Raw genomic sequence first — 20,329 nt, 5'->3', positions numbered from 1 at the left:
CAGGCGCCGCCTCCTCGGACTGCTCTCAGCGGCGGGCGTGGTGCCGTCCGCGCTCGCCGTACACACAGCTCGGCCCGCCTCCGCCGCCGTCGCCGCCTCCACGGTCGGCGACCGCCACGGCGGTGCCGAGGATCACGCGCGGTTCATGAGGGCCGCGGTCCGGGAGGCGCGCGGCAACCCGTACTACCCCTTCGGCGCGGTGCTCGTCGGCTCGGGCCGGGTCCTGGGACGCGGGGTGAACACCTCGGCCGAGAACCCGACGTACCACGGGGAGATGGTCGCCATGGCCGACTACGTGCGCCGGGTCGGCAACCACGGCTGGGGCGCGGCCACCCTGTACTCGACCGGCGAACCGTGCGCCATGTGCATGAGCGCCTGCGCCTGGGCGGGTGTGGGCCAGATCGTCTGGGGCACCTCGATCGACGGGCTCGGCCGCACCGGACTGGACCAGATCACCCTGCCGGCACGGGCGGTGGTCGACGCCGCCGCGTCCTTCTACAGCCCCCGGCTGCTGGGCGGCGTCCTCGCCGCGACGACGGACGCACTGTTCCGGCAGGCCGAGATCCTGCGTGGAGGCGGGCCGAACGGGGCGCGCCAAGCGCGCCGCGGGGCGGGCAACGGCCCAGGTCCGTAGCGGATTTCACGCGTTGGCCGGCCGTTCTCTCTTTCGAAGCGGGGGTGCCTGCTGACAGACTCCGCCAGGTGCCAGACTTCGACATTCTCGTCATCGGATCCGGACCCGGCGGCCAGAAGGCCGCCATCGCCGCGGCCAAGCTGGGCCGCCGGGTCGCCGTGGTCGACAGCCCCGACATGGTGGGCGGTGTGTCCATCCACACCGGCACCATCCCCTCCAAGACCCTGCGCGAGGCGGTCCTCTATCTGACCGGACTCACCCAGCGCGATCTCTACGGCCAGAGCTACCGGCTCAAGGAGGACATCACCGTCACCGACCTGACCGCGCGCACCCGGCACGTGGTCGGCCGCGAGGTGGACGTCATCCGCAACCAGCTCTCCCGCAACCACGTCACCCTCTGCTCGGGCACCGGCCGCTTCGTCGACCCGCACACCGTCGCCCTGCGCGAACCGAACGGCGACGAACGGCTGTTGACCGCCGGGCACATCGTCATCGCCACCGGAACCCGGCCGGCCCGCCCGGACAGCGTCGAGTTCGACGGCCGCACCATCATGGACTCGGACAACGTGCTGTCGCTGGAGCGGGTGCCGCGCTCCATGGTCATCGTGGGCGCCGGTGTGATCGGCATGGAGTACGCCTCGATGTTCGCCGCGCTCGGCAGCAAGGTCACCGTGGTCGAGAAGCGCGCGGCCATGCTCGACATGTGCGACGTCGAGGTCGTCGAGTCGCTCAAGTACCACCTCAGGGACCTGGCCGTCACCTTCCGGTTCGGCGAGACCGTCGCCGCCGTCGAGCACCACCCCCGGGGCACTCTGACCGTGCTGGAGAGCGGCAAGAAGATACCGGCGGACACGGTGATGTACTCGGCGGGCCGGCAGGGCCTGACCGACGGGCTCGACCTGGACAAGGCGGGCCTGTCCGCGGACCGGCGTGGCCGCATCACGGTGGACGAGCACTTCCGCACCGAGGTGCCGCACATCTACGCCGTGGGCGACGTCATCGGCTTCCCGGCGCTCGCCGCCACCTCGATGGAACAGGGCCGGGTCGCCGCCTACCACGCCTGCGGGGAACCGGTCGGGCAGATGGACAACCTCCAGCCCATCGGGATCTACACCATCCCGGAGATCAGCTTCGTCGGCCGTACCGAGGACCAGCTCACCGAGGAGTGCGTGCCGTTCGAGGTCGGGGTGGCCCGCTACCGGGAGCTGGCCCGGGGGCAGATCATCGGCGACTCGCACGGAATGCTCAAGCTCCTGGTCTCCCCCGACGACCGGCGGCTGCTCGGTGTGCACTGCTTCGGTACCGGAGCGACAGAACTGATCCATATCGGTCAGGCGGTGATGGGCTGCGGCGGCACGGTCGACTACCTGGTGGACGCCGTCTTCAACTACCCGACGCTCGCCGAGTCGTACAAGGTGGCGGCCCTGGACGCCACCAACAAGCTGCGGCAGCTCGACCGGCTGGAGGACTGAGCGGTCCAGGAACGGCTGCCTCCGGTGTGCGAGTTGGCCTCTTCAAGTGGCATATGTGATTACCGGTCGGTCAGCTTGAAAGGTCAAAGGGGGCCGCTATCATCACACCCACACACGCGGTGTGACCGTATACGGACTCTCGGCATGCGGCCCTCACCACACCCTTCTCCTTTCTGACCGTCCCCTGCCCGAGGCGATCCCTCTGTGGGTGCGAGGCGGGAGGCACACCCCCACCCGTACCACCGCGGGCCTGCACTCCCGTGCGCCCTGCACGACCGGAAAGCAGCACAACCATGAGCAACAGCAGGGGCAGAGGGCTGCAGGCGAATGCCCTCGGCACGTTCGACACGGTGGTGATGGCCGTGGCGGGCAGCGCACCGGCGTACTCGCTGGCCGCCACCACCGCCGTCCTGGTGGGGGCGGTGGGCCTGGCCAGTCCGGCCGCGCTGCTGTGGTGCGCGATACCGATGCTGGGGATCGCGCTGGCCTTCAGCTACCTGGGCCGGATCGACGTGAACGCGGGCGCGAGTTACTCCTGGGTGGGCCGCACCCTGCACCCCTTCCTCGGCTTCGTCAGCGGCTGGGCGCTGGTGGTGTCGGCGACCATCTTCATGGTGGCCGGCTCACTGCCCGCCGGCTCGATGACGCTGTCCCTGTTCGACGCGGACCTCGCCGACGACGTGGCGCTGTCCACAGTGGTCGGCGCCGCATGGTTCCTGGTCATGCTGGCGGTGGTGCTCGGCGGCGCCCGGCTCACCGTCCGCGCGCAGCTGCTGATGTCCGGCATCGAGCTGGCCGTCCTGCTGCTGTTCGCGGTGCTCGCCCTCTTCCACACCGGCAACGCCCACGCCTTCGACTGGTCGTGGCTCGGTTTCAGCCACTTCGACGGCGTCTCCGGCTTCGCCTCGGGCGCGCTGATCGCGGCGTTCTACTACTGGGGCTGGGACGTCACCAGCAACCTCAGCGAGGAGACCCGCAACTCGCGCCGGACCACCGGCCTCGCGGGCCTCATCGGGGTGGGCATCGTCTTCGCCCTCTTCGAGGTGTTCACGATCGCCGTGAACGTCATCCTGTCCTCGGACCAGATCGCCGCGAACGACGCCAACGTCCTGGCCGTGCTGGGCGCCGAGATCGCGCCGGGCTGGGGCGGCAGACTGCTGATCGTCGCCGTGATGCTGTCCACCATCGCCACCCTGGAGACGACCCTCATCCAGGTCACCCGCTCGCTGTTCGCGATGGGCCGCGACCGCACGATGCCGGCCGCGCTCGGCAAGGTGCACCGCACCTGGAACACCCCGTACGTGGCGATCACCGTGGTCGGCGCGGTGGCGCTGGTGATGTTCGTCGCCTCCAACGCGCTGGGCTCGGTGGGCGAGATCCTCTCCGACGCGATCGCGGCGATCGGCCTCCAGATCGCCGTCTACTACGGCCTCGCGGGCCTCGCGGTGGTCGTCGCCTACCGCAGGATGCTCTTCAGGTCCGCGGGCAACTTCCTGCTCGGCGGGGTGTGGCCGCTGCTCGGCGCGGTGTTCATGTTCTGGATCTTCGTCGAGTCGCTGAGCGAGCTGAGCGGCGCGGCGATCGCGATCGGCGTCGGCGGTCTGGCGATCGGCCTGATCCCGATGCTCTGGTACTGGAAACAGGGCAGCGACTACTACCGGCCTGCCAAGCTGGACGCCGCCCACACCGTCGAGGCCGACTTCGTACCCGACGACCACGTCACCGCACAGGCCCAGGCTTACGAAGGCCTCCCCACGGATTTCTGAGGTACGAGCCCGATGGCGAGAGACCGTTTCGTCCCCGACTTCGATCCGGACTGCGGGGACACCGCCCTCACCTCGGCCCGTCAGGACATCGTCATCGGCCGCTGGCAGGGCCTGCGGGACCTGCTGCGGGCCACCGGTGCGGACTGGCTGGTCCGGGGACACCGGGTGCGTCTGCTCGCGCAGGCCTGCGCGGGCAGTTCGACGGCGGAGTCCTGGCTGGCCGCGGAACCGCACGGTGCCGACGCGCTGGCGCTGCGGGCGGCGACCGAGACCGCCCGGGCGTTCACCCTGGCCATCTCGGCCGGCCGGGGTGCGCCCATCGACCGGTCCAGGATCGACGCCGCCGTGCTGGCCTGCCTGGCCGCCGCGGAGGCGTATCCGCAGGACCCGACCCCCTGGGTCTCCCTGATCTCGGTGGCACGGCTGTATCCGACCGGCGTGCGCCGCCAGGAACTCGCCCGCTGGTGGGACGAGTTGCACCGGCGCGACCCGTACAACGTGGAGGGCCACCTCCAGGTGCTCCACTACTACTCCGCGCGCTGGCACGGCACGCACGGCCTGATGTACGACTTCGCCCGGGACGCGGCCGGGGTCGCGCCGCCCGGCTGCGCACTGCCGGTCCTGGTGCAGTACGCCCGGGTCGAGGAGTTCCGCTTCGCCCTGGACGAGAGCCACGGGCAGCAGGCCTCGGTGGGGCACGGACAGCACTGGAAGCACGACGGCGCGGTCAGTGACGTCCGGCGGACCTGGGAGCGCTGGATCGCCCAGCGCGGCGAGGAGCCCGTCGCCCCCGGCGAACTGCGGGACCTCAACTACCTGACGCACGCCGCCTGCCAGGCCGGGATCACGGACATCGCCGCGGCATTGCTGCGGCTCCAGGGGCAGCGGGTGACCCGCACCCCGTGGTCGTACACCGGCGACGCGGAGAAGCAGATCGTCAAGTGGCGTGCGGACCTGAAGCTGCGCGGCTGACGGGCGGGGCGGGGAAGGTCCTACGACTCGGGCTGCTCGGCGGGGCGGGCGAGGCCCGTCGTCCACTTCTCCTCGATGCGGCAGGCCTTCCAGATCAGCAGGGCGATCACCCAGGTGGCGAAGAACAGGCCGACGATGACGAAGCCGACGGTGTTCAGGTCGAGGCCCGCGACCCAGTCCCAGAAGGCGCCGTGCAGCTCCAGCTCGTCGGCGAGGAGTCCGAGGAGTTCCACCGTGCCGATGACGAGGGCGACGGCCACGGACAGGCCGGTGACGGTGAGGTTGTAGTAGACCTTGCGGACCGGCTTGGAGAACGCCCACTCGTAGGCGAAGTTCATGAACGAGCCGTCGATCGTGTCGAGCAGCGACATCCCGGCCGCGAAGAGCACCGGCAGGGTCAGGATGGCGTACCAGGGCAGACCGGAGGCGGCGCCGGAGCCGGCCAGGACCAGCAGGGCGATCTCCGTGGCGGTGTCGAAGCCGAGGCCGAACAGCAGGCCCAGCGGGTACATCTGCCAGGGCCTGCTGATCGAACCGGTGACCCGGCCGAGGAAGCGGTTCATGAAGCCGCGGTTGTTGAGCTGCGTCTCCAGCGCGGCCTCGTCGTAGGTGCCGGAGCGCATCTGCCGGAAGACCTTCCAGATACCGGCCAGGATGACGAGGTTGATGCCGGCGATGAGGTAGAGGAAGGTCCCGGAGACCGTCGTACCGATGAGGCCGGTGACCTCGTGGAGGTGCGAGCCGTCGTCCTGGACCGGGCCGGCCAGGGTCTTCATGCCGAGCGAGAGCAGCAGGGCGAGGCCGAAGACGATGCTGGAGTGTCCCAGGGAGAACCAGAAGCCGACGGACAGCGGCCGCTGCCCCTCGCCCATGAGCTTCCGGGTGGTGTTGTCGATCGCGGCGATGTGATCGGCGTCGAAGGCGTGCCGCATGCCCAGGGTGTACGCGGTCACGCCGATCCCGATCCCGAAGGCCGCCGGTTCTCCGGCGGATCCGGTGCCGACGCTGAGGTGCTGCGGCGCGATGACCCCGACCAGGGTGCCCCAGCCGACGACGTGCAGTGCGAGCACGAAGGCGGCCATCCCGCCGACCCTGATCCACTCCTGCCGTGTCATGGAGCCCCGGACACGGTGCCAGGCCGAGCGCCTGGTCTCGGCCTGGGCGGGGAGGGACGGAGCGGGACCAGGGGCGGCCGTCATCGGGAGGTGTCATCCTTCGGTCGAGCATGAGCGGCTGCCGTCGGCGGCCTGATGCCATACTCCCGCACCTGCAATTCATTCGCATTAAAGCCGGCGGCAGACCTTTCCCACGAGAAGGCAAAGAGCCCACGGAGCGCCGATCGTCTACATTTGAGTAGACAGTCATCGCGCAGGAGGGCCGCCACCCCGACCATGAACGGCAGGAGGACCGCGGAGCTCGCGGGAAGTGTGGCCCTCGGGGCCTGGGCGGGGCTGACCGTACTGGCCCTGGTCGTGACCGGCCGGCACGGCGTCCCGCTCGCACCGGACCGCGCCGCGCTGGCCTGGTCCGTCGGCCATCGCCCCGACGTCGCGGTGGCCGTGGCCCGGGGGCTCACCTCGACCGGCACCGGGGCCGTGCCGTACGCCCTGGCCGTGGCGGCCGGGCTGATCGCGGGCCGTACCGCGCGCCGGCGGGCGGCGGCCGCGCTCCTCTGCGTGACCTGCCTGGCCCTGGGCCAGGCGGCCCGCTACGGCCTGCTGGAACTGGTCGCCCGGCCCCGGCCGCCGGAGGCCTGCTGGCTGACCCGGGCCTCCGGCTGGTCCTTCCCCTCCGGCCACACCTCGACGTCGGCACTGGCCGCCGGCCTGGTGGTGGTGGCCCTGCGGATCCGGGCCCCGCGGAGCGGTACGCCGTGGGCGGTGGCCGCCGTCTGCTGGGCACTCGCCGTCGGGGCCACCCGGGTGTTCCTCGGCGTGCACTGGTGCACGGACGTGCTCGGAGGCTGGCTGTTCGCGCTCGGCTGGCTCGGGGTCTGCGGGTGCGCGGCCGCCCTCCGGCTGCCGGATCCGGGGAACCGGGACGACGGGGCGCAGCGCCCGGTGCGGCGGGCCGGCCGGGGGAACGGGAGTTGAGGCCGGCGCCGTCCGGTCACAGCGCTCGGCGCCGGACCAGCACTCCCAGCACCAGCAGGCCCGGCAGCAGCGGCAGCCACACGGTCAGCAGCCGGTAGCCGAGCACGGCCGAGGCCGCCGCGGCGGCCGGGATTCCGGAGGCGGTCAGGGCCAGGGCCAGGGCCGCGTCGAGCGAGCCGAGGCCGCCCGGGGTGGGCAGCAGCGCGGCGGCGCCGCTGGCGGCGAGGTAGAGCAGCGCCACGCGGGCCGGGGACAGCGAGAGTTCGACCGCCCGGGTCACGGCGATCAGGACCAGGGCGTGCAGCCCGGCGAAGGCGAGGGACCCGCCCCACAGCGCGGCCGCGCGAACGGGGCGGGTGTGCAGCACCCGGATGTCGGCGGCCACGGCGGCCACCGCGCCCCGGCAGCGGTCCCAGGCCCGGGCCCGGACCAGGACGGCGAGCAGCACGGCGGAGGCGGCCACGGCGAGGACCGCGGCCGTGGAGACGTGCGGGATCCGCAGCAGTCCCGGGCAGGCGGGGGCCAGGACGGCGATCAGGACCAGACGGACCACGGCACCGGCGGCGCCCTTGACCGCCAGGGCCGACGCACCGCGGCCGGCCGGGAGTCCGCAGCGCATCAGGAAGCGCAGGTTCACCGCGCCCGCGCCGACCCCGGCGGGCAGCAGGTGGTTGGCGGCCGAGGCGGCGAACTGCGCGGCGACCAGCCGCCCGCCGGGCAGCCGGCGGGCGACCGCACCCTGCTGGGCCAGGGCCGAGGAGACCCAGGTCCCGACCGCGGCCAGGGCCGCCACGAGCAGCCAGCCCTGGTCGGCGACGGCCAGCCGGAGCGCCCCGTGCTCCACGGTCGGCCAGTGCCGGCGCAGCAGCCAGCCCGCACCGGCCAGCAGGGCGAGGCAGAGGGCGGCCTGCCAGTAGACGCCGCGGCGGCCCGCGACGGGCGTGGCGTTCACGTTCGGGACCATCGAGGCACCCATCCCTGTTCCCCTACAGCTCGCAGGACCGTTCTTGGGCTTCAGGGACAAACACTGACAAACTATAGAGAATTACCGGTGGAGGCAGCGCAGGTACAGCCATCCGAACGTCGGCACTACGCGCTGTAAGGTTGTGCCATGGCTGGCACAGGGTCCCGTGGCAGGACGGAGCGGCGCAGCGCCGGAGAGCTGGAGAGCGAAGTGCTGGCGGCCCTGTGGGCGACCGACCGCCCGTTGACCCCGGCCGAGATCCAGTCCGAGATCGGCGGCGGACTCGCCTACAACACGGTGCACACCATTCTCAAACGGCTGTACGACAAAGGTCTGGTCCTGCGGGACGCGGACGGGCGGCGCGGTGCCTACCGGCCGGCGAAGAACGCGGCCGAACTGACCGCCCAGGCCATGCACGAGGCCCTGGACCGGGGCCCGGACCCGATCGCCGCCCTCCAGCAGTTCGTGTCCGGGCTGAGCGCGGAGGAGGAGCGGGCGCTGCGCAACCTGTTCGCCGGGGGCGGCGCATGAGGTTCGACGTCTACACCCCGCTGGTGGCCGCCCTGCTGCTGCCGTCGGTCAGCGCGGTGATCGGCCGCCGGGTGGCCCCGGCCCTGGCCGCGCGCGTGCTGACCGCCGCCGCGGTGCTGACCGCCGCCGCGACCACCTGGTCCCTGGTGCTGCTGACCGCCACTCTGCTGGGCGACGCCCCGCCGGTGATCCGGGAGGCCCGGCAGGACGGCCGTCCGCTGACCGACCCGGTGCCCGAGGTGATCGGCCTCGCCGCCTGCCTCGCGCTGGCCGTGGTGGTGTGGCGGGTGCAGCGTGCGGTGCGGGCCGAGCGCCGGACCCGGCGGGCGCTGCGCCGGCTGTGCGAGGGCCATCCGGGGGACACCGAACTGGTGGTGGCGGCCTGCGAGGTGCCACAGGCGTTCGCGATCCCGGGCCGTCCGGGCCGGATCCTGGTCACCTCGGCGATGCTGAGCGCGCTGGCACCGGCGGAACGGCGGGTGCTGCTGGCCCACGAGCGGGCCCATCTGACGCACCGGCACGGCCGCGTGGTCACCGCGGCGACCCTCGCCGCGGCCGCCAACCCGCTGCTCGGCCCGGTCCGGTCGGCCGTCACCTTCCTGGTGGAGCGGTGGGCGGACGAGCAGGCGGCGACGGAGGTCGGGGACCGGGTGACCACCGCCCGCGCGCTGGCCCGCGCCGCCCTCAGCGCGGACCGGTCCCGGCGGTCGCACGCCCTCGGCTTCACGGACCGCGCGGTCACCCGCCGGATCGCGGCGCTCCAGACCGGCCCGCCGTCTTCGCTGTGGCCGGCGGCGGGCGTGCTCGCGCTGGGCGCGGTGGCGGCACTGTTCGCGGCGGGCGCGACGAGCGACCTGGTCGGGCTCCTTTCCGACGCGCTCAGCTGAACGCCCCCCTTGAGGGCGCTGGGGTACCCCCGGCCGAACGCTGGGGGAGGAACCGCGCGACAGGCCACGACGGGGGCGCGGACGAACGCTGTCGTGAGCCGGCCGGTGGGCCTGTCGCGCAGTTCCCCGCGCCCCTGAGGGAACTCAGGCCGGTCGGGTGGGGGCCCGGTGCGGTGGTTGATGCGGGGCCGGCCCCGGCCGCATCGGGGGCACCGCCCGCACCGCCGGGCTGTCCGCGCTGACCGTCACCGGCTCCCCGTGGTGGTGGACCGTGAGCGGCGGGCCGTCCAGGAGGGTGTAGGTCGCCTTGTCGGCGCCTATCTCCACGCGCAGTCTGCTGCCCCGCAGTTGCAGGTTGAAGGCGAGCCGGCGCAGCCGCTCCGGCAGCCGGGGCGCGAACCGGGCCCCGTCGTCGTAGTGGCGCATGCCGCCGAAGCCCGCCACCAGCGCCATCCAGGTGCCGGCGAGCGAGGCGATGTGCAGTCCGTCGCGGGTGTTGTGCTCCAGGTCGTCGAGGTCCATCAGCGCGGCCTCGGCGGTGTAGGCATGGGCCAGCGTCAGATGCCCGGCCTGGGCGGCGATGACGGCCTGGCAGCAGGCGGACAGGGAGGAGTCCCGTACGGTCAGCGGCTCGTAGTAGGCGAAGTTGCGGGCGACGTGCTCCTCGTCGAAGTACGCCCCGCAGGTGTACATCGCCAGCACCAGGTCGGCCTGTTTGACGACCTGTTTGCGGTAGAGGTCGAAGTAGGGGAAGTTCAGCAGCAGCGGGTACTGCTCGGGGCTGGTGTTGGCGAAGTCCCACCGCTGGTAGCGGGTGAACCCGGCGTGCTGCTCGTGGACGCCGAGTTCGTGGTTGTAGGGGACGTGCACGGAGTCGGCGGCGTCCCGCCAGGCGGCGCTCTCCTCCGCGTCCACGCCGAGCCGTGCCGCCTGCCGGGGGTGGCGTTCGACCGCGTCGGCGGCGGCCAGCAGGTTCGCCCGGGCCATCAGGTTGGTGTAGGTGTTGTCGTCGGCCACCGCGCTGTACTCGTCGGGGCCGGTGACGCCGTCGATGTGGAAGGCGCCGCGGCTGTCGTGATGGCCGAGCGAGCGCCACAGGCGGGCGGTCTCCACGAGGAGTTCGACGCCGGTGTCCCGTTCGAAGTCGGTGTCGCCGGTGGCCGCGACGTAGCGGACCACCGCGTCGGCGACGTCGGCGTTGACGTGGAAGGCCGCGGTGCCGGCCGGCCAGTACGCCGAGCCCTCCGACCCGGCGATGGTCCGCCAGGGGAACGCGGCCCCGTCCAGGCCCAGTTGGGTCGCGCGTTCGCGGGCGGCGGGCAGGGTGTTGTGCCGCCAGCGCAGTGCCTCGGCGACGGCGCCGGGGGCGGTGTGGGTGAGGACGGGCAGCACGAACATCTCGGTGTCCCAGAAGGCGTGCCCGTCGTATCCCGAGCCGGTGAGGCCCTTGGCGGGTATCGCGCGCTGTTCGGCGCGGGCCCCCGCCTGCAGTACGTGGAAGAGGGCGAACCGGACGGCCTGCTGGACCTCCTCGTCGCCGTCCACCTCCACGTCGGCGCGGGACCAGTACTCGTCCAGGTAGTCGCGCTGTTCGTCGGCGAGCCCCTGCCAGCCCTCGTGGGCGGCGGCGGCCAGCGCGGCGTCGACCTGGTCGGCCATGGCGGGCAGCGAACGCACCCCGGACCAGCCGTGGGCGACGAACTTCTCCACCCGCAGCCGCTCCCCCGGCTCCAGCACGGAGGTGACGGTGAGCCGGGCCACGTCGATGTCGCTCTCGGCGTCCGTGGTGGTCCGTCCGGGACCGGCGACCGTGTGGTCGGCGGCGACCGCGACCCGCAGGCCGCTGCGCCGGGTGCGGTGCACCAGGCGCAGCCGGCGGCCGGAGGCGAAGTCGTCCTCCTGCTCCAGCGGCGACTGGAGCGCCACCGCGGCGCGCGGGTCGCCGTTCGCGCCGGGCAGCTGCTCGTTGGCGACCAGCTCGGACTGGATCACGATCCGGCAGCGCCGGTCGACGGCCTCGACCTCATAGGCGACGGCGGCCACCGCCCGCTGGGACAGCGACACCAGCCGGGTCGAGCGCACCCGCACGGTGGAACCGGCCGGGGAGGTCCACTCGCAGGTCCGTTCCAGGACGCCGCGGCGCAGGTCGAGGACCCGCTCGTGGGTGACCAGCCGGCCGTAGCGCAGGTCGAAGGGCTCGTCGTCGACGAGCAGCCGCAGGATCTTGCCGTTGGTGACGTTGATGACGGTCTGACCGGACTCCGGATAGCCGTAGCCGGCCTCGGCGTACGGCAGCGGGTGCACCTCGTGCACGCCGTTGAGGTAGCTGCCGGGCAGACCGTGCGGCTCGCCCTCGTCGAGGTTGCCGCGCCAGCCGACGTGCCCGTTGGACAGCGCGAACACCGACTCGCTCTGCGCGAGCACGTCGAGGTCGAGGGCGGTCTCGCGGACCGACCAGGGCTCCACGGCGTACGCCCGTTGGGTGATCACTCCTTGCCTCCCAGTTCGGCGAGGTCCTGCACGACGGTGTCCGCGCCGTGTGCGTACAGGGCGTCCGTCTGACCGACGCGGTCCACCCCGACGACGTACCCGAACTGGCCGGCGCGACCCGCGTCCATGCCGGCGAGGGCATCCTCGAAGACGGCGGCGTGGGCGGCCTCGACACCGAGGTCGTGGGCGGCGGCCAGGAAGGTGTCCGGGTGTGGCTTGCCGGGCAGATGGCGTTCGGCGGCCACCACCCCGTCGATGCGGACGTCGAAGAAGTGCTCGGCGCCGATCGAGCGGAGCACGTCACGGCAGTTGGCGCTGGAGGAGACGATCGCGGTGCGCAGTCCCTGGGCGCGGACCGCCTCCAGATAGCGCAGGGTGCCGTCGTAGGCCTCGACGCCGTCGGTGCGGATCTTCTCCAGGAGCAGTTCGTTCTTGCGGTTGCCGAGGCCGTGCACGGTGGCGGCGTCCGGCGGGTCGTCCGGGGTGCCCTCGGGCAGGTGGATCCCGCGGGATTCGAGGAAGGCGCGGACCCCGTCGGCGCGGGGGCGGCCGTCGACGTACTCGTCGTAGTCGGCGGCCTTGTCGAAGGGCCGCTGGCCGTCGCGGCCGCGCAGGAAGTTGTCGAAGGTCTCCTTCCAGGCGGCCGCGTGCACGACGGCCGTCTTGGTGACGACCCCGTCGAGATCGAAGAGGCAGGCCTGGATGGTGTCGGGCAGACCGAGTGCTGTCATGCCCGGCATCTTCCCCACCGGACGGCTTCCAGGGGGTGGTAGACACCACATCCCGGGCCCGGTGTCACACTTTTTGCGTGCCGCTGACATTCGACGACCTCCTCGACCGGGCCCGTTCACTCGCCGGACGCGGTCCGCGCGCGATCCTCGGCATCGCGGGCAGCCCGGGCGCCGGCAAGTCCACGCTCGCCGGGTGTCTGGTACGTGAGCTGAACGGCGCCGGCGAGCCGTGGGCGGCGCAGGTGCCGATGGACGGCTTCCATCTGGCCGACGCCGAACTGGACCGGCTGGGCCTGCGGAACCGCAAGGGCGCGCCCTCGACCTTCGACGCGGCCGGCTACGCGGCGCTGCTGCGGCGGCTGCGCGAGGACACCGGCGAGGTGGTGTACGCGCCGGGCTTCGAGCGGGTCCTCGAGCAGCCGCTGGCGGGCGCGATCCCGGTGGAGCCGACGGCCCGGCTGGTGGTGACGGAGGGCAACTACCTGCTGCTGACGGAGGGTCCCTGGGCGCGGGTGCGGCCGGCCCTGGACGAGGTGTGGTTCTGCGAGATCGACGAGGCCGAGCGGATACGGCGGCTGGTCGCCCGGCACGAGGAGTTCGGCAAGGGGCACGAGCAGGCGGTGGCCTGGGTGGCCGGCACCGACCAGCGCAACGCCGACCTGGTGGCGGCCACCCGGGACCTGGCCGACCTGGTGGTCCCGGAGACGGCACTGGGCAGCGCCCGGTAGTAGCGCTGGGGAAGGAACCGCGCGACCAGCCACGACGGCACGGCAGGGACCGGCGACGCGGTCCTCAGCGACCGGTCAGGGCCAGCCCGGGATCACCGTGCGCGTCGTCGGTCCCGATGACGGCCGTGAACGCCTCGGTGTGCACGGTCAGGTCGCCTTCGAAGGACGGCGTGAACGCCCCGCCGGGCCCGTACCGTACGGCGAACACGTGCAGGTGCGGTGGTGCGTCCGGCGCCGGTCCGGCCTCGTAGGCGGTGGAGGCGACCAGGTGGCGCCAGCCCTCGTCCGGGTTGCCGTAGCCGCGCGGGTCGGCGGCGAGTGCGAACGCGGCCTGTTCCTGGGTGAGTTCGGCCCGCGCGTCGAAGTGGTCGGCGTCCTGCCGCGCGGGGTGGGTGAGGCGCAGCGTGCCCGCGGCGGCGATCTCGCTCCCGGCGACGCGGCGCACCCGGTCGCCGTCGTCCGCCGCGTACGGCAGCCCGGCCAGCAGGTACGGCGACCCGGCGAGCCGCTCCACGGCCACCGTCACCCACAGGCGGGTGCCGTCCGTGACGTAGAGCGAGCGCACGTGGCGCAGGACGTGGTCGCGGCCCACGACCGGCTTGCCGACCAGCTTGGCGGTCAGGCCGTCGGCGTGCAGGTCGCGGACCCGGACCTCGCCCATCGGCCGGCAGTACAGGAAGCCGTCCAGGACCGGGCCGAAGCCGTGCTGCCGGTTCACCGCGGCCGGGAGGTGGTAGGTGCCGGCCGCCTCGATCAGCGCCGGGGTCATCCGGTGGTCGAAGGCCACCGAGACCGTGCCCGCGCGCAGTTGGTGACGGGCCGGGACGGTCGAGGGGGTGCGGTGCCAGGGGGTGGTGTCCTGGATCTGCCAGACCAGCATCCAGGCGAAGTGCCCGTCGACGCCGCCGTCCGCCTTCACGGCGTGCCGGCCCCAGCGCGTGTCGGCCCGGTAGCGGCCCAGGTCGGCACCGATGCGGGCGCCGAAGTAGCGCAGTCCGAGGACGGACTCGAAGCCGGAGTGCTGTTCGCTGTAGCGGGGGCCGCCGTTGTCGAAGCCGCCGCCCGGCAGGCGGGCGTCGAGGTAGCGGGCGAGCGCCTCGCCGTCCTCGGCGAACATCTCCTCGCCGCTGATCCGGTGCGCCTGGGCGAGGAAGGACAGGGAGATCGGGCCGTAGTTGTTGTCGTAGGCGCCGCCGTGCTCGGGGGGCAGCAGGGCGCCCCGGTCCAGGACGCGGTGGGCGCGGATCCGGTCGGTGTACAGGGCCAGTGCCCGCCGGTGGACCCGCTCACCGTCGCCGGCGGGAAGATGGCGGGCGAGCATCAGTCCGCCGACCACGCAGCCGATCGCCTGGTTGCCCGCCTCCTGCGGGTTGAAGAAGGTGGCCTCGGTGAGCCAGCGCCAGTAGCCGTGGCTCAGTTCGACCAGTTCCAGGCGCTGTTCGTCGTCGACCAGGCCGTCCGCGAGGTCGAGGACGTTGACGGCCTGGAGCAGCGCCCACACCGTGCTGGGCCAGTCGCCGATCGGATGCGCGCCCGCCGCCAGGACGTAACGTGCGTACGGGAGGCCGGAGTCGCGGACCGTGAGGTTCGGGTACCCGGGGTTGTCCTCGGTGTAGACGCGCTCGCGCAGGTGGAAGGCGAGGCTGCGGCGCACGGCCCGCGGCAGCCGCGGGTCCTTGGAGCGCTGCCAGGCGAGGGCCAGCAGCGAGGTGACACCGAGCGAGGTGTCACCGATGTCGTCGTCGGCGTCGGGGTGTTCGAGACTGCCCTCGGGGGTGAGGCGGGCCAGGGCCTGCTCCACGACGTCGGCGAGGACCGCGTCGTACGCCTCGGGGGTGGACGGCAGGTCGTGCAGCGGGCCGAGCTGGCGCGGCAGGTGCATGGGTGGATCAGCCCTTCGTGCCGGGGGTGGCCTTGGTGTGGTGTGTCAGGGGCGGACGACGGGCGCGCAGTGCCACGGTCAGGGTGTGGGGACCGTGTCCACCGATGTGGACGCGGTTCCCGGTGGTCGCGTCGGTGCCGCCCGCCACGGTGTAGTCCTGCCCGGGGTGGTACCGCAGTACGTCGCTCCGGTCCGGCCCGGCGAGTGGTTCGCCCGCCTCGACGTCGACCTCGACCCGGATCTCGTCGTCGCCGGCCCGGTAGGTCATCGGGCCGGTGGTCAGGCACCAGCGTCCGTCGCCGGTCGGTGCGGCGCCCTCCGGCACGCCCCCCGGCCGGAAGGTCAGTTCGAGGGCCCAGGGCACCCGTGGTCCGCTGATGCCGATCCGCAGGTCGGCACCGTCCTCCCGCAGATCCGCCTCGATGCGGGTCGTCTGGGAGATCTCGTTTCGAGGCCGGTCCTGGAAGTCCATCGCGGCCGAGAAGCGTCCCTCGTCCGCCATGCCGTAGGCGCCGTCGTGCCGTCGGCCGTCCGGCGGGAGCGGCTGGTAGTACGCGGCCGTGAGCGTTTCGGTGAGCCGGTACCGGTTGTCGGCGAGCTGTCGCATGTGGGCGGCGCGGAACGGGCCGAGGTCGAAGAATCCCCGTGAGAGACGGACCGCGTCGAGGACGGCGGCGCCGGCGAACAGCCGCAGGAAGGTCGGATTGCAGGCGAGGCCGGAGCGGATGCGCCGCTGCCCGGGCACGTCCGAGCCGCCGTACAGGACGGTGTGCGCGGTGGCGGAGGTACGTGAGGCGAGGCGCGCCGTGCCGATGTACCGGTCACGGGCAACGGGTTCCGGCGCCGGCGCCGGCAGCACGCGGCACAGGTCGGGGGTGAGGACGGTCTCGGCGAGCAGCCCGGGGTCGCCGATGCCGCCGGCCGCCGCCCGGCGTGCCGCCCGGCCGAAGTCGCCGCGGCCGGTGCGGATCGCGAGCAGCCGGTAGTGCGGCAGGTAGGGCGCCAGCGGGAACGGCCCGTTCTGGTCCTGCCGCCGCGAGTGGACGGTCTCCACCGTGCCGTCCGGCCTGATGAGGTCGAGGGTCGTGGTGAGGTTGCGTTCGACGGCGTCCCACAGGTCGGTCCGGCCGAGGACGTCGGCCAGCAGCAGCAGCGACGGGTTGGACACGTGGGCCGCGTAGGTGGCGCTCCGCTCCGAGTACAGGCCCTCCGCGTCGATGTCGACGCCCTCGGCGAGCCACGCTTCGACACGGTCGAGCAGCCGGCCGTCCGGGAACGACCGGTGCAGCCGGGCCAGCGCCGCGCACAGTTCCCAGCGGTGGTTCGGCGTGTGCACTCCGCCTGTCCGGAGGCCTTCGGAGGCCGCGCCGGCGATCTCGGCGAGGGCTGCGGCGACCCCGCGCAGGGCCGGCCCCGCGCCCGCGGCGAGGACGTGCGCGTCGCACACGTCGTTGACGGTGAAGGCGGAGTCCGGCGGTGACTGTACGTTGTCGCCGCCGGCGAAGAGGCCGGTGGCGGTCTGCGCGGTCCGGAGGGCGCCGAGGTGATTCATCGCCGCGGTGAGGGCCTGCCCGCTGCCGTGCAGTGCCGACTGCGGGGACCGGTACGCCGCGACCAGGGTCTTCACCCGGCGGGCCAGCGCGCGGTGGGTCACACCGACGGGCTTCTCCTCGGCACCGGCGGCCAGCGGGACGGCCGCCACGTCGGCGGCGGCGGCCACCGCGCGGACGAACTCGTGGTCGAGCGGGACGGGCACGGTCAGTCCTTCAGTCCGGCGTTGATGTCGGCGCTCATGACGTAACGCTGGAAGACCAGGAAGACGAGGATCAGCGGGATCATGGAGATGACCGATCCGCCGAGCAGCACCGACCAGTTGATGTTCTGCGCGCCGACGAGGCTCTGGATGCCGATCTGCACGGTGAACTTGTCGGGGTCGTTGAGCATCAGCAGCGGCCAGATGTAGTCGTTCCACCGCCACTGGAAGGACAGGATGGCCAGGGTCAGCATGATGGGCCGGGAGATCGGCACCATGATCCTCAGGAAGATCGACAGCTCACGCGCGCCGTCGATGCGCGCGGCCTCGACGAGTTCGTCGGGGACCGTCAGGAAGAACTGGCGGAACATGAAGCATCCGGTGGCGGTGAGCACGGCCGGGAGGATGATCCCGCCGAACGAGTTGTAGAGGCCGAGGTCGCGTACGACCAGGAACTCCGGGGCGAGCATGACCTCGGACGGCAGCATCGTGGTGGCCAGGATGCAGACGAAGAAGAACTTGAGCCATCGGTTGTCGTACTTGGCCAGCGCGTACCCGGTGCAGCAGCTGACCCCCACCGTGAGGATCGTCGTGATCACGCACACGATGGCCGTGTTGACGAAGTACCGGGAGAAGTTGGCGCTGTCCCACGCGGCCTTGTAACCGGACAGGGTGGGGTGGTGCGGAAGTACCGTCAGCGGCAGGGAGAACAGGTCTCCGGCCGGCTTGAAGGAGCTGAGGACGAACCACAGCACCGGCAGCCCGTAGAGGGCGGCCAGGATCCACAGCAGTGTCGTCGCGGGGACCGCGCGCCGGAGCCCGCCGTCGCGCCCGCCGCGGGGCCGCCTTCCGGAACGGGTCGGCACGGAAGAGGAATCGACCGGACGCGGGGTGTCTGTGGTGGTCATCGGTTCTCCATCCGCCGGTTGGCGATCAGCTGGATGATCGCGACGGCCATCAGGATGAGCATGAGCACGAACGACGCGGCGCTCGCGTAGCCGATCTGGCCCCGGTTGAAGCCGGTCTGGTAGATGTACTGGACGAGCAGGTTGTTCGACGTGCCCGGGCCGCCGTTGTTGAGCGAGACGAACAGCGGGTATTCCTTCATCGCGTTGATCGTGTTGAGCAGGACGACGATGAACGACGTCGGCGCGATGCTCGGCAGCGTGATGCTGATGAACTGGCGCCAGGGGCCCGCGCCGTCCAGCGAGGCCGCCTCGTAGTAGGAGACGGGCACGTTCTTGATCGCCGCGATGAACAGCAGCATCGAGAAGGCGGTCCCCCACCAGGCGCCCGCCATCACGACCACGCCCAGCGACAGGTCGGCGTTCGACTGCCAGGCGATCGCGTGGCCGCCGAGCTTCTCGACGACGTAGTTGATCAGTCCGAAGTTCTCACCGAACAGCCACCGCCACAGGACACCGACGACGATGGGCGAGATGAGCCACGGGACGAAGAAGACGACACGGGCGGCCGACGCGCCCTTGGCCTGCTTGCTCACCACCAGGTTGGCGATGAGCAGCGAGAGCACGAAGTTCAGCGGAACGACGAGCACGGTGTACAGCAGCGTCCGCAACAGCGCGTCGTAGAAGGTGGAGTCCCCGAACAGGTTCTGGTAGTTGTCCAGTCCGATGAACTGGAACGCCCCCACGCCTGTGTAGTTCGTGAAGGAGTAGACGAGCCCGATCACGGCCGGCCACACGAAGAACAGTGCGAAGAGCACGACGTTGGCCGCGATGAGGACGAGCGGCGCGACGGTGCAGGTGCTGCGTCGCCTGGGTGGGCTCACGGACACGTCCGAGGCGCGTTCTGTCATCTTGCTGACTCCGTGCTGGTGGAATGGGTTGCTGTGGGCTCACGCCTTGAGCCCGGCATCACGTGGGCGCCCGGGGCCGGGCGGCGGCGAGGGAAGCCCGCCGCCCGGCCCGGTGGCCTACGATCCGCCGCCGACCTGCTGGTTGTAGCCGGCCACGATGTTCTCCAGGGCCTTGTCGACCGACTGCTGGCCGTTGATCGCCTTGCCGAGTTCCGTCTTGGTCGGATCCTCGGCGAGGCTCTTGCCCTTCAGCACCCAGTTCGTCTGCGCGCCGTTGAAGTAGCCCGAGACGGGGTCGTAGAGCGGGATCTCCTCGTTGTAGAGCTTGAACGCCGCCTGCGCCGCGTCGGAGGTGAAGGGGTACTTCGGGCTCAGACCGCTCTCGACCGGGAGGAACCCGGAGGTCTCGACCAGCTCGGTGTAGTGCTTCGGCTCGTACACCCAGGAGATGAACTTCTTCGCGGCGGTGGCCGCGGCGCCGTTGTTGTTGAAGCCCACCATCATGCCGCCGCTGTTGACGTCACTGGCCTGCACCGGCTGGGCGGGAGTCGGGACGCTCGCCCAGTCGAACTTCTTGATGCTGTCCGCGAAGGAGGCGACCTGCCAGACGCCGGACCAGTAGGCGACCACGTCACCGCTCTGGAACATGGCCGACGGGTCGGCACCGCTGGTCCACACCGACTTCGGCATGGTCTTGTCGTCATTGAGTCCGACGAAGTACTTCACGGCCTTCTTGGTCGCGTCGTCCACCGAGAACGTGCCGGAGGAGTCCGCGTGGACGTACTTCCCGCCCATCTCGTACACCATGGCGCGAAGCCGGGACGGCGACTGGTCGAACGTCAGGGAGTACTTGACGCCGGTCTTCTCCCGGACCTTGTTCGCCGCCGCGATGAACTCGGTCCAGGTCCAGGTCTTCGAGGGCGAGTCCGGGACGGCGACGCCCGCCTTCTGGAACAGCGTCTCGTTGACGAACAGGCCGGACGCGGTGACGTCCGAGGGGATGGACAGCACCTTCCCGGACGAGTCCTTGGCGAGGAAGTTGGCGTTGATGTGGTAGCTCTTGTCGTCGGCGATGGAGCTGAGGTCGATCAGCTTGTTCGACCAGATCGGGTCCAGCGCGGGCACGTCCGCCACATCGGGCAGGGAGTTCGCCTGAGCGGCGTTGTGCAGCTTCGTCGGGTACCCGTCGTAGGGGATGTTGACGAGCTTGACGTCGACGCCGGCTTCCTTCTTGTACTGCGCCACCAGCTTCTTCCAGCCCGCGTCCTGCCCGGGAACCGTGGAGATCCAGAACGTCAGCGACTTGGAGGTCCCGCCCGAGCCGGATCCCGACCCGCAGGCGGAGAGCAGCAGGGCACCTGCCGTGGCCACGGCAGCGAGGGGAACCAGGCGGCGCTTACCGCGGCCGAGTCGGCGGGAGCGCCGCACACCCACAGTGGTCATCTTCGATCCCATTTCGTCGTAGGGACGGAGCACGGCGCCGACGAGGCGGCACGGGTGCATCGTGAAGGAAAGGCCGCTTTCCGGGGGCGCGGCCTCGCCCGGCCGCATCGTCCGCGCGGGGCGAGGTCCCCGGCCGTCCTGGCCGTCACCGCACGGGCACGCCCTCG

The 20,329-nt window shown here is 71.8% G+C and carries 17 protein-coding genes; 8 read left to right on the top strand and 9 right to left on the bottom strand.

Annotation, left to right across the window (positions count from 1 at the left end; all coding sequences use genetic code 11):
- Positions 1–145: 145 nt before the first annotated feature.
- The 4 genes from ACZ4O3_RS22735 (at position 146) to ACZ4O3_RS22720 (ending at position 4,844) form a co-directional block, all read left to right on the top strand.
- A complete protein-coding gene (locus ACZ4O3_RS22735) occupies positions 146–634 on the top strand; it encodes a nucleoside deaminase (protein ID WP_467723898.1) in 489 nt (162 codons plus the stop codon).
- Positions 635–702: 68 nt separating this feature from the next.
- Positions 703–2,106, top strand: coding sequence for a Si-specific NAD(P)(+) transhydrogenase (gene sthA / locus ACZ4O3_RS22730; RefSeq protein ID WP_362717260.1), 1,404 nt, complete (start codon positions 703–705; stop codon positions 2,104–2,106).
- A gap of 293 nt (positions 2,107–2,399) precedes the next feature.
- Complete coding sequence (locus ACZ4O3_RS22725) at positions 2,400–3,872, top strand: APC family permease (RefSeq protein WP_467723895.1); 1,473 nt, start codon at positions 2,400–2,402, stop codon at positions 3,870–3,872.
- A gap of 12 nt (positions 3,873–3,884) precedes the next feature.
- Positions 3,885–4,844, top strand: coding sequence for a hypothetical protein (locus tag ACZ4O3_RS22720; protein ID WP_384989096.1), 960 nt, complete (start codon positions 3,885–3,887; stop codon positions 4,842–4,844).
- Positions 4,845–4,864: 20 nt separating this feature from the next.
- On the opposite strand, the gene nicT is transcribed toward ACZ4O3_RS22720, so the two are convergent.
- Positions 4,865–6,043, bottom strand: a complete 1,179-nt coding sequence (nicT, locus tag ACZ4O3_RS22715; protein ID WP_467723893.1) for a Nickel transporter NicT — start codon at positions 6,041–6,043, stop codon at positions 4,865–4,867.
- 192 nt (positions 6,044–6,235) lie between these two features.
- On the opposite strand from nicT, the gene ACZ4O3_RS22710 reads away from it, so the two are divergent.
- Positions 6,236–6,937 (top strand): phosphatase PAP2 family protein, encoded by a 702-nt coding sequence (locus ACZ4O3_RS22710; protein WP_467723891.1) that lies wholly within the window; start codon positions 6,236–6,238, stop codon positions 6,935–6,937.
- Positions 6,938–6,953: 16 nt separating this feature from the next.
- Here ACZ4O3_RS22710 and ACZ4O3_RS22705 read toward each other — a convergent pair whose 3' ends face one another.
- Entirely contained in the window at positions 6,954–7,901 is a 948-nt protein-coding gene (locus tag ACZ4O3_RS22705) for a lysylphosphatidylglycerol synthase domain-containing protein (protein WP_467724059.1), read from the bottom strand.
- A 147-nt stretch (positions 7,902–8,048) separates the two neighbouring features.
- Here ACZ4O3_RS22705 and ACZ4O3_RS22700 point away from each other — a divergent pair, with 147 nt between their 5' ends.
- A complete protein-coding gene (locus ACZ4O3_RS22700; RefSeq protein WP_384989092.1) occupies positions 8,049–8,432 on the top strand; it encodes a BlaI/MecI/CopY family transcriptional regulator in 384 nt (127 codons plus the stop codon).
- On the top strand, positions 8,429–9,319 hold the full coding sequence (locus tag ACZ4O3_RS22695) for a M56 family metallopeptidase (protein WP_467723889.1): 891 nt from the start codon (positions 8,429–8,431) through the stop codon (positions 9,317–9,319). The genes ACZ4O3_RS22700 and ACZ4O3_RS22695 overlap by 4 nt, the downstream gene beginning before the upstream one ends.
- A gap of 144 nt (positions 9,320–9,463) precedes the next feature.
- Here ACZ4O3_RS22695 and ACZ4O3_RS22690 read toward each other — a convergent pair whose 3' ends face one another.
- On the bottom strand, positions 9,464–11,809 hold the full coding sequence (locus ACZ4O3_RS22690; RefSeq protein WP_467723887.1) for a glycoside hydrolase family 65 protein: 2,346 nt from the start codon (positions 11,807–11,809) through the stop codon (positions 9,464–9,466).
- Positions 11,806–12,540, bottom strand: a complete 735-nt coding sequence (locus ACZ4O3_RS22685; RefSeq protein WP_467723885.1) for a beta-phosphoglucomutase family hydrolase — start codon at positions 12,538–12,540, stop codon at positions 11,806–11,808. Before ACZ4O3_RS22685 ends, ACZ4O3_RS22690 begins: the two co-directional genes overlap by 4 nt.
- A gap of 77 nt (positions 12,541–12,617) precedes the next feature.
- On the opposite strand from ACZ4O3_RS22685, the gene ACZ4O3_RS22680 reads away from it, so the two are divergent.
- Positions 12,618–13,268, top strand: coding sequence for a nucleoside/nucleotide kinase family protein (locus tag ACZ4O3_RS22680; RefSeq protein ID WP_467723883.1), 651 nt, complete (start codon positions 12,618–12,620; stop codon positions 13,266–13,268).
- Positions 13,269–13,332: 64 nt separating this feature from the next.
- On the opposite strand, the gene ACZ4O3_RS22675 is transcribed toward ACZ4O3_RS22680, so the two are convergent.
- From ACZ4O3_RS22675 to ACZ4O3_RS22655, 5 genes are all read right to left on the bottom strand, one after another.
- Entirely contained in the window at positions 13,333–15,150 is a 1,818-nt protein-coding gene (locus ACZ4O3_RS22675) for a hypothetical protein (RefSeq protein WP_467723881.1), read from the bottom strand.
- 7 nt (positions 15,151–15,157) lie between these two features.
- A complete protein-coding gene (locus ACZ4O3_RS22670; protein ID WP_467723879.1) occupies positions 15,158–16,906 on the bottom strand; it encodes a hypothetical protein in 1,749 nt (582 codons plus the stop codon).
- 2 nt (positions 16,907–16,908) lie between these two features.
- A complete protein-coding gene (locus ACZ4O3_RS22665) occupies positions 16,909–17,811 on the bottom strand; it encodes a carbohydrate ABC transporter permease (RefSeq protein ID WP_362727822.1) in 903 nt (300 codons plus the stop codon).
- Positions 17,808–18,719 carry a carbohydrate ABC transporter permease gene (locus ACZ4O3_RS22660; RefSeq protein WP_467723878.1) on the bottom strand — a complete coding sequence of 304 codons (912 nt, stop codon included), beginning with the start codon at positions 18,717–18,719 and terminating at the stop codon, positions 17,808–17,810. Before ACZ4O3_RS22660 ends, ACZ4O3_RS22665 begins: the two co-directional genes overlap by 4 nt.
- 117 nt (positions 18,720–18,836) lie before the next feature.
- Positions 18,837–20,162, bottom strand: coding sequence for an ABC transporter substrate-binding protein (locus tag ACZ4O3_RS22655; protein WP_467723876.1), 1,326 nt, complete (start codon positions 20,160–20,162; stop codon positions 18,837–18,839).
- Positions 20,163–20,329 lie beyond the last annotated feature (167 nt).

It is taken from the genome of Streptomyces sp. NPDC026515, assembly GCF_055567595.1.
This window is presented reverse-complemented; position numbering and strand designations above follow the sequence as displayed.